14 protein-coding genes are annotated in these 12,639 nt (G+C 34.6%); 7 read left to right on the plus strand and 7 right to left on the minus strand.

What is annotated here, in order from left to right; translation table 11 throughout:
* Positions 1-144 precede the first annotated feature (144 nt).
* The gene (locus TEGAF0_RS08810; RefSeq protein ID WP_264897806.1) at positions 145-783 is read left to right on the plus strand and encodes a type IV toxin-antitoxin system AbiEi family antitoxin domain-containing protein; all 639 of its coding nucleotides are present in this window, start codon (positions 145-147) and stop codon (positions 781-783) included.
* On the plus strand, positions 780-1,631 hold the full coding sequence (locus TEGAF0_RS08815; protein ID WP_264897807.1) for a nucleotidyl transferase AbiEii/AbiGii toxin family protein: 852 nt from the start codon (positions 780-782) through the stop codon (positions 1,629-1,631). The genes TEGAF0_RS08810 and TEGAF0_RS08815 overlap by 4 nt, the downstream gene beginning before the upstream one ends.
* Positions 1,632-1,695: 64 nt before the next feature.
* On the opposite strand, the gene TEGAF0_RS08820 is transcribed toward TEGAF0_RS08815, so the two are convergent.
* The 6 genes from TEGAF0_RS08820 to TEGAF0_RS08845 all read right to left on the minus strand — a co-directional run bounded on the left by TEGAF0_RS08820 (position 1,696) and on the right by TEGAF0_RS08845 (position 7,960).
* Positions 1,696-3,081 (minus strand): TlpA family protein disulfide reductase, encoded by a 1,386-nt coding sequence (locus tag TEGAF0_RS08820; RefSeq protein ID WP_264897808.1) that lies wholly within the window; start codon positions 3,079-3,081, stop codon positions 1,696-1,698.
* On the minus strand, positions 3,047-4,267 hold the full coding sequence (locus tag TEGAF0_RS08825) for a carboxypeptidase-like regulatory domain-containing protein (protein WP_264897809.1): 1,221 nt from the start codon (positions 4,265-4,267) through the stop codon (positions 3,047-3,049). The genes TEGAF0_RS08820 and TEGAF0_RS08825 overlap by 35 nt, the downstream gene beginning before the upstream one ends.
* 76 nt (positions 4,268-4,343) lie before the next feature.
* The gene (locus tag TEGAF0_RS08830) at positions 4,344-5,498 is read right to left on the minus strand and encodes a TlpA disulfide reductase family protein (protein WP_264897810.1); all 1,155 of its coding nucleotides are present in this window, start codon (positions 5,496-5,498) and stop codon (positions 4,344-4,346) included.
* Between the two features lie 93 nt (positions 5,499-5,591).
* A complete protein-coding gene (locus TEGAF0_RS08835; protein WP_264897811.1) occupies positions 5,592-6,689 on the minus strand; it encodes a TlpA family protein disulfide reductase in 1,098 nt (365 codons plus the stop codon).
* Positions 6,690-6,739: 50 nt separating this feature from the next.
* Positions 6,740-7,129 carry a hypothetical protein gene (locus TEGAF0_RS08840; protein ID WP_264897812.1) on the minus strand — a complete coding sequence of 130 codons (390 nt, stop codon included), beginning with the start codon at positions 7,127-7,129 and terminating at the stop codon, positions 6,740-6,742.
* A gap of 84 nt (positions 7,130-7,213) precedes the next feature.
* Positions 7,214-7,960 (minus strand): LOG family protein, encoded by a 747-nt coding sequence (locus TEGAF0_RS08845; RefSeq protein WP_264897813.1) that lies wholly within the window; start codon positions 7,958-7,960, stop codon positions 7,214-7,216.
* A 74-nt stretch (positions 7,961-8,034) separates the two neighbouring features.
* Between TEGAF0_RS08845 and TEGAF0_RS08850 the strand changes: the two genes are divergently transcribed.
* The 5 genes from TEGAF0_RS08850 to TEGAF0_RS08870 all read left to right on the plus strand — a co-directional run bounded on the left by TEGAF0_RS08850 (position 8,035) and on the right by TEGAF0_RS08870 (position 11,243).
* Positions 8,035-9,378, plus strand: a complete 1,344-nt coding sequence (locus tag TEGAF0_RS08850; protein ID WP_264897814.1) for a hypothetical protein — start codon at positions 8,035-8,037, stop codon at positions 9,376-9,378.
* Positions 9,379-9,384: 6 nt separating this feature from the next.
* Entirely contained in the window at positions 9,385-10,152 is a 768-nt protein-coding gene (locus TEGAF0_RS08855) for an exodeoxyribonuclease III (protein WP_264897815.1), read from the plus strand.
* Between the two features lie 2 nt (positions 10,153-10,154).
* Positions 10,155-10,460, plus strand: coding sequence for a DUF4286 family protein (locus TEGAF0_RS08860; RefSeq protein ID WP_264897816.1), 306 nt, complete (start codon positions 10,155-10,157; stop codon positions 10,458-10,460).
* A gap of 132 nt (positions 10,461-10,592) precedes the next feature.
* The gene (locus TEGAF0_RS08865) at positions 10,593-11,027 is read left to right on the plus strand and encodes an HU family DNA-binding protein (RefSeq protein WP_264897817.1); all 435 of its coding nucleotides are present in this window, start codon (positions 10,593-10,595) and stop codon (positions 11,025-11,027) included.
* Between the two features lie 51 nt (positions 11,028-11,078).
* On the plus strand, positions 11,079-11,243 hold the full coding sequence (locus tag TEGAF0_RS08870; RefSeq protein ID WP_264897818.1) for a 30S ribosomal protein THX: 165 nt from the start codon (positions 11,079-11,081) through the stop codon (positions 11,241-11,243).
* A 73-nt stretch (positions 11,244-11,316) separates the two neighbouring features.
* Here the strand turns inward: TEGAF0_RS08870 and TEGAF0_RS08875 are convergent, their stop codons facing one another.
* The gene (locus TEGAF0_RS08875; protein ID WP_264897819.1) at positions 11,317-12,612 is read right to left on the minus strand and encodes an aminotransferase class V-fold PLP-dependent enzyme; all 1,296 of its coding nucleotides are present in this window, start codon (positions 12,610-12,612) and stop codon (positions 11,317-11,319) included.
* Positions 12,613-12,639: the final 27 nt, after the last annotated feature.

Below are 12,639 nucleotides of genomic sequence, written 5' to 3' on the forward strand. Positions count from 1 at the left end.
CCCCCAGCATATGCTAATTTTTTAACAAAAAAGGATGGATGAAGCCACGGCGGAGAAATGGTTGAGGCCGATATTGTAGATTTATGTATATTTTTTTGCAAATAATCGGAAATTATCCGATTATTGTATAATAATTTAACATAAATGGATTTTATTTATGCCCTCAAGGAATTTGAAGAAGAGCCAATCACCAGACAATTGGTATTGGACCTACTTAAGGAGTATAAGAGGCCCAATGATAAAATCAATGAATTAGTTAAGCAAAATATATTGACCTCCATTAAAAGAGGGCTATATATGCCTGGGCTAAATAGTCATTTAAAACCACCGGATCCATTTTTAATCGCGAATCATTTATGGGGGCCGAGTTATATTTCACTTGAATCTGCCTTGTCTTATTGGGGAATAATTCCAGAACGAGTATATGAAATCAGTTCTGTTACCCTAAAGCCAACCAAAATATTTAAAACAGCAATTGGGCGTTTTAATTATTTACATGCCAAAGCACCGTATTATACATTTGGCATTCAAAGCATTGCGCTCAGTGCTAAGCAAATGGTAATGATCGCATCTCCTGAAAAAGCATTGTTCGATAAAATCATAATGACATCAGGCATTGTAATTAGGAGTACAAGCCAAGCAAGAGATTTACTGATAGAAGATTATAGAATGGAAGAAACCATTCTAAAAAAATTAAACTTAGCAATGATGAAAAGCTGGATAGTTGACTCCCCTAAGCGGAGCAGTTTAGCTATCCTACTAAAAATGATTGAACATTTATGATTAAAGAGTGGCTAGAACAATACCAACCGAAAAACAGAATCGAAGCTGAGTCTGCATTACGTGAGATAATGCAAGATGTTGCTTTGGCAGGATTAAACCGCAGTGGTTTTTTTGAGAAAGCTGCATTTTATGGAGGTACAGCTTTAAGAATTTTTCATGGATTAGATCGATATTCTGAAGATTTAGATTTTTCATTATTAGCAGCAAACCCATCTTTTTCCTTAGAGCCATATTTTGAAGGAATGTTACAGGAATTCGAAGCAGTAGGCATGAAAGTAAGTGTGCAGGAAAAAATAAAAACAAAGGCTACAAATATTGACTCCGCATTTTTAAAAACAGAAACCATTTGGAAAGAACTAGTACTTGAAAAAATGATTCCTCAACTTGGTTTAGACCTATCGCCAACAATTAAAATCAAAATTGAAGTTGACACTAACCCACCCTTAGGATTTGAAACAGAAGAAAAACTTCTTTTACGTCCTTATTCATTTTACGTAAAATGCTTTACCCTTCCTCATTTATTTGCAGGAAAAATGCACGCATTATTGTTTAGACAATGGAAGCAAAGAGTGAAAGGAAGAGACTGGTACGATTTAGAATGGTATATTAAAAAAGGCGTGCCATTAAATCTTTCACATTTTGCATTAAGAGCAAATGATTCAGGTGATTGGACAAAACCTAGTATTAAAGAAAAAGAAATTAAAGAACTGCTGCTATCAAAAATCAACACTGTTTCATTTGAAGCCATAAAGGACGACATTATTCGCTTTATACCAGACGATACAGGTCTTAAGATTTGGGGGCCAGATTATTTTAAAGAATTGGTGGAAAAATTGAAGTTTATTTAAATTTATTTTGTCGTCTGTATTCGACAATTTGCATGCTATTTTGTCGTTTGCAGTGGACAAATAACTATGGTTTTAGGCTCATTTTAGTCAACAAAGGAATGAGTTGCTTATCACCAGGACCTGGTGCATACAATTGTTCAATAGTAAAGTCTTTATTAATTAAAATCATCCTTGGCACAGAAAGTAAGTTGTAATTAGAAAGTTTATTTCGGTCAACAATAAACTCGTCTTTAAATACACCCTGCTTAGTCAAATACTTTTTCCACGCATCAAGGTTGTCATCAATGGAAACTGATAAAAAAACAATAGAATCATCATTTTTAAATTGTTGTTTTAATAATTCCATTATTGGTTTATCGGCTAAGCATGGCCCACACCAAGTTGCCCAAAACTCTAAGTAAACTACTTTGTTTTTAAAGTTGGAAAGTGGAATTGTTTGATTATCCGTATTTGTAAATAATATATCAATTGCTGGGTCTCCCTGATTTAGTTGAGTTAACTGAGCTATGGTAGATTCAATTGCATTTTTATACACATCAGTATTAATTGAATCGATTCCTTTATATAAGGCAATTAAGTCGTTTTTATTATTCAACGTAATGGCTTTCTGTTTAATAGCACTTGCCTTAAACCAATCAGTTATTTTCTGTGGTATCGAAAAAGTTGAAGGTTGATTTTGGAGGATTGTGTTTAATACATCACGGTAAACCACTAATTTCAAATGAAGGGGATCAACTAACCCCTTCGAAAGTTTTGCAATAATCGGCTTAGTCAAAGAATCTCTTTGTTGCTGAATCATTAAAGCACTATCTGTTGAAGTTTTATGAACCCAACTATAATAGATAGGTAAACTCATGAAGCTATTGATAATATCCGCTTTAATTCTAACCGATTCTAATCGATAAAATTCAGGTGAAACAATTCTTTGAATACTATCCAATTGCCGGCTTCTTTCTTTACTTTTAGTGAGAATATAATCAATTGTTTTTGCGATAGAGGATTGGATACCCGTTTCGCCATCTAAAAAAGATCCCGCCTTCGGAAATGGTGTAAGCTTCAAATATGTATTTTCAATTTGACGAGAACCGCTAAAAATAGCTTTAGTGGGATTTTTCCAATCAATGGATGCTTTAATATCATCACCCGGTGATATATATATAATATTTCGACCTATACGATAATAACCAGGTATTCCTATTTTAAATTGAATTGAAAAGTTTTGGTTTGAATCAGGAACGAAAATTCGTTCGTTAGAGGATAAGCTAATGTCCTTAAACTCAGTCATATCTTCCACTTCAACCGAATTATTGAAATTAAAAGCTTTACCAGAAATTTTAACTGCTTTAAATTCTTGTGCCTTGGCAGAAAGTAAAGAGACAAATAAACAAAATAAGATGCAGCGCTTTCTCATAGATTCATTTTTCCTTCTCAATTCCTTTATTACTAACATTAAATTTTATGTTTAAAAGTAAGTTACGATTAGTTTCTATTTGATACCCTGAATTAAAGCATTCCGCATTGATTGAGTCGATAAAGTATTTACCAGTATGAACATCCTTATTATACATATAATCATACTTGTAAATTATTTTATCTGATATCAATTTTGTAACACGATTTGCATTCCATGTTTTAGTATGAAATAAATTGGTTGTGGCTCTATTAAGAGATTCAACTTTCATTTCCCAGATAAATTTCAATCTAATAATTGAATAATCAAATTCTCTTATCCTAACTTCTCCTTTCAGGTACCCTCTTGCTAACCCTCCAACAGTTCTACCTAAAAATGAATCTTTAAAAGATTGATTGGGCATGAAACTTACAATATAAATAAGACCATATTTTTCATCCTGGTATTTGGAAACAAGTTTAAAGTCTAATCCTTTATTATTATTTGCATCAATTGGTAACCCTTTTCGGAGCATATCAAACCATGGAATAATATCACCTGTACATAATCGGGGAAGTCCAATAAAATTAGTGAAAAGTTTATCCTGATATAAAGTGTCTTTAATCCAATTAGGAGATTTCATGCTTTTATCAGCATTTCGATAATAAACCTTTGCAAATTCTTCAGCCTTTTCTTTTAAAGTGTCGTAATTATAAATTTCTGAGGAAATTTTTAAATTTTGACTAAAAGAAAAATTGCCATAGTTATCCTCAAAGCGATTGGCTACATGTTTAATTATAGCGTTTGCGCTCTTTGTTTTCTTTGCCTTACTTCTAACGATAATTTCAGGTAGTAAGCTCTTAAAAGGCTTCAAAAGCAACCGATTAACATGAAACAAATAAAACAGTTGTTCTTCATAACCAACTGCAGAAATTTTTACCTTTTTGGGGAAGCTTGAATTGGGAATAGAAAATAAACCATCTTCATTTGAAACAATAGACATTTTATTTGTGTCATTTTCAATAAAAATGATTGTTGCAAATGGAATAAATTCCTTTGTAATAGAATCAATTATTTTAAAATAAATATTACTATCCTGTAATGCATAATTTTTATTATATGCAGGATTATTGTTTACATAGATGGGATTCCCCTTTACAGCTAATTGAGGGAATATTGAATTAAGTAGTAAAAAAAATATAATAGAAATATCAAGTCTTAATTCATAATTAGTTTTATTTAACATAGTAGTTTTTGATGAAAGCAAAGATTATAAATTAAGATCATAATTAATTGTTAGATAAGTATCGGCTAAACAAGAATTATTTTAAATTTTTTGTCAGGGCCTCCATTAATGGTATATTTCCTTGTGTTCCTTCATAACGCATTAATATAGTGCCATCTTTCCCAATAAGTAGTTTGGCTGGAATTGGTTGAATACTATATAGTTTACCTAAATCATATACGGTTCCTGCACCTTGTAAAATATGTCGCCAAGCTCCAGTTTTGTCATTTTGAATAGCTTTTTTCCATGCTTCCTTTCTTTCATCATCATTGGCTATGCTTATAATTTCAAGCCCTTTTGATTTAAATTTTGTATGTAACTCTATTAAAAAGGGAGATTCATCTCTGCAGGGTTTACACCAAGTAGCACAAAAGTCTAACAATACATAATTTTTACCTTTAAACTGCTCTACAGAGATAGAGTCTCCGTTGATGTCGATGGTATTGAAATTTTTAGCTTTAGAACCCGGACTACCTCCTTGAATCGCTCTTATATTGGCTGCGATTCTTTGGCCATAATAACTATTTTGAATTTCAATAGAAAATGAATTAAATATTTTTATTACTGTGTCAAGTGGAAGTCGATAAAGAAGAACTTGCAAATAAAAGGCACTATAGTAAGAGTTAATATTTTCATTGACAAATTTTTCAGTTCGCATATTAATATCACGATAATATGGTTCTAATTGCTGTCTGATTTCTTTTGCCCTATCCTTAAATTGAATTTTTGTTGGATCATATTTATATGCCAAATCAAAATAAAAAATTCGTTTATCCAAAGAATCTACTATTTTCTTGTGGATATAAGTATTATTAAGAGAATCAATTTGATTTTGTGTGTTTGAGCCGCTAAGTTTTAAATCTTTGAATTTATCTTTTTCCAAAACAAGGTGCATGATACCAGGTTCTATGAAAATGGAATTAGAATTAATGTCACTGGTATTTTTGAAAGCCCTATCACCATAAATATCTGCATTTATAGGATGTGGGATATACCCTTTGAAAATAAAAGACTCGTTAATAACCTCAGCACTGTCTGTTATATATTCGCCCTCATAATTTATATATTCTAATTTAATAAAACCTGAAGATTGATTTTTTATTATACCGTATATAGTAAATTGCTTGGGGGATAATTGAGCTACTAAGTCAGAAGTAAATAATACAAATAAAAAAGAAAGAAGTGCTTTCATTTGATACATTTTAACTAAGATTTATTCAATACGATACTTATTCGATAGTTTAAGAGGGCAGTTTATTTTAAAAAGTGGTGACTAAGCTAAAATTTATTTAATCTCGTTCCTTATAGTTTCTTCAAGGGAGGAATTAAATCCTGTAAATGTATTGATGAGTTGTTTTTGTGAATTATAAAGATAGCTTTTAGGAATGGCGTTTATTGCATAGTGCTCATTTAACTGCATACGAGAACTATCGATAGCCAATAACTGCTGCCAGTTCATTTTTTCAAACGCTAATGCAGCTAACCAATCCTGTTTATTACCATCTATAGAAATACTTGTTATTGCTAGTCCTGCATCTGAATATTTAGCAAGGATTTTTTTTAATTCGGGGATTTCCTTTCTACAAGGAAGACACCAACTCGCCCAATAGACAATTAAGTGTACCGATTGATTATTTGTACTTACTTTTTCCTTTTCGCCTTTTGCATTTTCAAATTTGATGAAAGAGGGATATTTAGTATCAAAAAATTTATTATCAGCTAAGTAGTTTTGTAATGACTGATACAAATCATACTGTTTAACTGCCGGATTAAAGTAACTAAGCAATTTTTTAATCTCTTCAGGAGCAAAAAATTGCTTGTAGCTGTAAAGCTGCTTTAGTATCAAATACGAATCTGGGTAAGACTGTATAATTTTCTTATTGTGTTCATGTATCTTTGTATCAAAGGGATTACTCGCTTCTGGATAGTTTAAAACTAAATCTTTAAAATAAGGAGCATTTTGCTTACTACCATTAAACCAAGACTTTTCTAATTTTGCTGTATCAAATACTACTATTTCAGTAAATGTCTCATCAGCATAAAATAGTGAATAAACATGATTCTGTGTAGAAAGTTCTGTACAAAATCCAATCGGCCGCAAACCTTTAAAACCGTTGTAAACATCATAGTGCTTAATGCTAAGGAATAAAGGATTCAAATTTAATCGTTGAATCTTAGTGAATTGCAATTCTGGCTTATCCACTAATACCGAATCTAATGTAGCTTTGCTTTGCACATCTATCAAATAAAGATATTTGCCCTTAAGTTTTTGAAATCCGCTTTTTGGTAATTTGATATGTATATCACCGTAATATTTTGAGTTACTATTAGTAGTGCATTTTAATGATAGTAAAACAAGTATAAGTACAAAGTATCGCTTCATAGTAAAATTTAAACTATGTTAAGACGCAATAATGAGAGAATTCCATAAAATTAATTTGTACTCAAATGAATATTGGGAGATTTTATCTTATTTTTTTGTAAGTACTTTACTTTATTCTTGTTTAGATAAAACGAGTCAATCTGAGTAGATTTCTGGGGAAAGTCAAATTGTTTAACAAAAGTGGAGTCCGGATGTAAAGCAATAAATCGTTCGTATAAATTGATTCTTTTTTTCAATTCCCGAAAGGAAACAGTATCAAGAAAATGATTATTCCTTATTACGGCATTTAATTTAGCAGCTTCTCCTGAAAGAATAATAGTACGGTTATTATTGTAAGCGGTAAAAATTCGTTCCCCTCTTTTATCAATGTAGTCTTTTTTGAATTGAATTGAACGGCAACTTAAAAAGAAGGGTAGTAATAAAAAAAGTATCCATCGCATACTTAGAATTTAAAAAAGTTAAATTATTTTAATTTATGATTCCCGCCGTAAGTTTATTAACTAAAAAAGTATGAATTTGATACACTATCGCTTCTCAAAAAACCACCACAAACGCTTGCGGGGTTTTACTTTGTAATTCTTGCGAACATAAGTGCTAATATGATGGCCTGCTTCGTGTACATCATCGGTTAGCAAAACCAGTTTTAAATCTTCTTTTGAAATCGTGCCTTGTTCGGCCATGAATGCACAATAATCCATAAGAGGTTGATAATATTCTTTGCCAAACAATACCATGGGGAAATCATTGATGGTTTTGGTTTGTATAAGGGTTAATGCTTCATAGAACTCATCCATAGTGCCAAATCCGCCCGGCATGCAAACAAATGCATAAGAGTATTTCACTAACATTACTTTTCGTACAAAGAAATATTTAAGTGTAATGGATTTGTGTACATAGGGATTTTCGTGTTGCTCAAAAGGGAGTTTAATATTAATACCTACCGATTGACCCCCATTTTCAAATGCGCCTCTGTTGGCTGCTTCCATGATACCAGGACCTCCTCCCGTAATAGTGGTAAATCCTAACTCTGCAATATGCTTTCCTATATCTTGTGCAGCTTTATAATAAGGATGGTCTTCCTTGAATCTTGCACTTCCAAATACCGTTACACAGGGACCTAGAAAATGTAAAAACCGAAATGACTTGATAAATTCGGAGAACACGTCCCAGGCAAAGCGTAATTCATTGATTCTGGGTTTGGGGCCATCTAAATAAACCGGTTGTTCGGCCGGAATAATTCTCTTCAAAGCCTCACTCTTACTCTCCTTCATTTTAAGTACATTTAAATTCCATTCAAATTAATACTTTCTGTTAAGTCTAGCCCGATATTTGTAATAACCTAACTATGATTAAATCCATTTTTAGCATTTTGCTAACCTGCTGCTCCTTTTTAATGCTACAGGCACAAAGCATAGTAAAACCAGTAAATTTTCATTGTATATCGCTGGAGGGCCCCATGATGTACTACTGGAAAAATCCAATGGTTATTCAGCAATTTCAAGAGGCACTTGAACTGCAGCTAAAAACACATAAAAATTTGCGTTTAGAAAATCCAGCTATTGAGTTTATAAATTTTACCAATTTCAAGGATTTCAGTAGCCAACAAAACAATGCGGTTACTACCCCTTCCATAAACTTTAAAATGGCGGAATATTCTGCCAAAGTTTTTTGGAATCAAATCAATGCAGCGAATCAACCCCTCGATACTAATTTGTTTTCCATACAATCGGTTGTAATAATGGAATTAAGTATTCAACAACCAGCACCGGCACCCGCATATAGTAAAACGTTGGAAGTCTATATTAAAAGAGCCAAAACCAATGGCATAGGCGTTCCGTTTGGAAACCTTCATTTTAGCGCCAAGGGCTTCACTGAGTTAATGAAAAAATCGGTTGAAATTCTTTTAGACAGCAGCAACGAAACAGAACAAATTGAAATAAAAGCCTCCCCTCCTTTTATGGGAGACAATTTTATTATAGGAGCTATTGGCAATGCCTCCAAAATCAATATTGAAAGTAAAAACCTGTTTAGTAAATACCAGCTTAAAGGACAATCCGAATTGATACGCTGGGACGAACAGCGTTTTCTGGAAATTATTCTTAAAGGAAAAAACAGAACCCAGTTATCCGCGGATATGGCCAAGGCGGTTGAGAATTCATTACGGGAACATGGCAATGAAATTCATGTATTCTTGTTACAGGATGCCAGAAATATTATACTGAATAAAAACTATCAATTGATTATTCCCGCCCGTGTTTCTGCTAGTGACGCTTATTCTGCCGCAGGAATGCCACAGGTTGAACCGCTGGAGGGCTACAACAATTATTTGTTGAATGAAAAAGATACTATTGCCAAATTCAGCATCCTGATTGATAAAAAAGATTTGACCAAAAAGCTTTACCCTCATATTGCCACCAATGGCATCGATAGCAGTTCTGCTGTAAGAGTGAATGATAAAGAAACTGAAATGATTTACAATAGCAAGTATTCCATCACGGGTACCTTCCGCAACCAGCCTTTTGGAATAGAAATTGGTCAGTATTTCAGAGAAGTCTATTTAAACAACGAGCGAATCTTAATTATCAGCGGAACAGAAGGACCTGAAAGAATGGTATTGCTGAATCCTGACATACCCAGCGATTTACTGAATGAACTAATTTTGCTGGGCTTTAATCGTTTCTTTCAATAATATACTATGCGCATTATTTCATACAACGTGAATGGCATCAGGGCTGCCATAAAAAAAGGTTTTGCAGAGTGGATCCAAACGGATCCTGCTGATATCATTTGCTTACAAGAGAGTAAAGCTACTCAAGAAGATGTTGACCTTAGCATTTTTGAAAAAGCGGGCTATCACAGCTATTGGTTTACAGCCCAGAAGAAAGGATACAGTGGGGTAGTGATCCTTACTAAAATAAAACCTGATGCAGTACACTATGGCAGCAATATGGAACAGAGTGATATGGAAGGTCGTGTGATTCGGGCTGATTTTGGAGACATCACCCTTGTAAATGCTTATTATCCTTCTGGCACTAGTGGGGATGAAAGACAGGCGTATAAATATATTTGGCTTGATGAATTTCAAGTTTTCTTAACTGAGCTAAAAAAAACCAGGCCCAACTTAATTGTGGTGGGAGATTACAACATTGCCCACGAAGCCATCGATATTCATGATCCTAAAGGAAATAAAAAATCGTCTGGATTTTTACCAGAAGAACGAGCATGGATGACCCAATTTTTGGCCAGTGGATGGATCGACAGTTTCAGACACTTGCATCCGGAAGCTACAGGTGCGTACAGCTGGTGGAGTCAACGTTTCCCTTCTGTCCGCTTAAACAACAAAGGCTGGAGAATCGATTATATCTGCCTTACAGAATCTTTGGGTAAACAGCTAAAAGCCGCTGCCATTTATCCTGATGTAAAGCACAGTGATCATTGTCCTATTTATGCAGAAATAAAATAACTATGTATATATATAACGTAACTACCAAAGTGTCGCATGACATTCACACCGATTGGTTTCATTGGATGCAACAAGAGCATATTCCTGCAGTCATGGCATCTGGTTGCTTTACCCACTTTCAATTTGTTCGTTTATTAGAAACCGATGAAGAAGATGGAATTACCTATGCAGTGCAATATCATGCAGCAGCCAAGGCAGATTACAACCGCTACGTTGAATTGCATGCACCTGCATTGCGCAACGATTCTGTGCAGAAATGGGGCAACCAAATGATTGCTTTTAGAACATTAATGCAGGTTGTGAATTGAGTGTGGATAGTTTTTGAAAACAAATTTGGAATTTGAAAATCTTCCTTATATTCCTTTGAAAGCCTTGCAGGGATTGAATTGTAGAATAAATGCCCTGAAACCCTTTGCTGATAAGGATTTCATTGATTAATCGTGTTGTTTTTACACGCTAATACAAAACCAGAATTTCGCTCCAACCCTTTATTTATAAGGGTTTTGAGCCAAAAAAATCAAAAAAGAAAAAAGAATAAAAATTTTGTTGGTAATGAAAAGCCAATAAATTTGTCCCGTTATCAAAAATTATTAAAAATCACATCTATGAACAAAGCTGAATTAATCGCGCACCTAGCTGATGATGCAGGTATCACCAAAACACAAGCAAACGCTGCATTGGATTCTTTTATTGATGCAGTTACAAAAACCTTAAAGAAAGGTGATAAAGTAACCCTAGTAGGTTTCGGTACTTTCTCTGTATCTAAGCGTGCTGCACGTACTGGTCGTAACCCTCAAACTGGTGAGACTATCAAAATTAAAGCTAAGAAAGTTGCTCGCTTCAAAGCTGGTAAAGAATTAAGCGGTAAGTTATAATTCTGACCCAAAAAAAGAATTGAACCCCGCTTTCGCGGGGTTTTTCTATTTTTGCACTTTATTAAACAACTTATTCAAATTATTACCATGGGTAGAGGTGACAAAAAAACAGCTAAAGGAAAACGTTTCCAAGGGTCTTTCGGTAAGTCTAGACCTGCAAATCCTGCAGCAGCCAAGAAAGCAGCCGCAAAAAAAGCAGCTACCAAAGCTTCTTAAATTCAATAACAAGTGGATCAGTCCCGCTATGCGGAGTTGCTGATCCACTTATTGTTTACCCCCAACACTTAAATTATCCTTTTACGCCGGACGCTATCTTTTGAATGGCCAACACCAATAGGTCTAAGTCGGCAGGTCTTGTATACACATGAGGGGTAATTCTTACACAACTGATATTTTCCCAAACAATTCCTACGGTATGTATTTTATACTGATTGTATAATTGCTGGTCTAACTGGGCAGGGGTTAGTCCTTTAACACTTACCCCGCAAATAGCACAGGAATAGGCCGATTGCAAAGAAGTATGCAATTGTACCCCTGGAATATCTTTTACCCTAGTTGCCCAGTAATTTTTTAAATAGCGTATGCGCTCTTCTTTTCTCTTGGCACCAATGGCATTGTGAAAAGCCAATGCTTCACCAATGCCCTGTTCAATAGGGAAGCTTCTGGTACCAAGGGTTTCAAACTTTCTGATATCCGGGCTTTGTGGTTTATCATTACATACCAATGGCCAAACTTTTGAGATTTTTTCTTTTTTAATCCAAAGCATTCCTGAACCAATGGGAGCACTTAAGAACTTATGCAAACTGGTACCAAAATAATCGCACTCCAAATCGGGTATGGCAAAATCGAGTAAGCCAAATGAGTGGGCTCCATCTACAATCACTTCCAAACCGCGACGATGTGCCATCTGACAAATCTTTTTCACCGGTAAAATTTGCCCCACCCAATTGACTATATGGGTTACATGCAAAATTTTGGTTTTAGGTGTAATGGCTTTTTCAAATGCCTGAACAATGGCTTCATCGTCTTCTATCGGAAAATCAAAACTGATTTGTTTGTACACAATACCATCGCGCAGTGATCGCTGACGCCAGGCTTGTATCATGTTGGGATAATCCTGCTTAGTGCCAATTACTTCATCACCTCGCTGTAAATCCAACCCAAAAATGACAGAATTTAAGGCCTCTGTTGCATTCCGGTTAACCGCAATCTCTTCTGGAGAACATCTTGCTAGTAAAGCAAGTTTCTGCCGTAGCGGCTCTCTTCCCTGGTCTAATATGCGCCACATAAAATAGGATGGCCCCTGGTTAGAGAGTTGATTATACCGCTCTACTGCTTGTTGCACCACTATCGGAGAAGGGCTTACACCCCCATTGTTTAAATTGATAAAATTGGCAGGAACCGAATAAGCCTGTTGAATCAATTGCCAGTAATCTTCATCTGAAGCCGCCACAATAGGATTATCTGAAGTGATTGCAGCCGCTGCTGTAAACTCGGCTGCTTGCAATTGATTGAATATGCCATAGCCAGCAAATACACCCGCTAAAGCGCCTGCTTTTTTAATGAAATTTCTCCTGGGCTCCATGATTCAATTTTAACGCTTAAGTTAAAC

Origin of the sequence: Sediminibacterium sp. TEGAF015 (assembly GCF_025997995.1) — a bacterium.
In the GTDB taxonomy this organism is placed as follows: Bacteria; Bacteroidota; Bacteroidia; order Chitinophagales; family Chitinophagaceae; genus Sediminibacterium.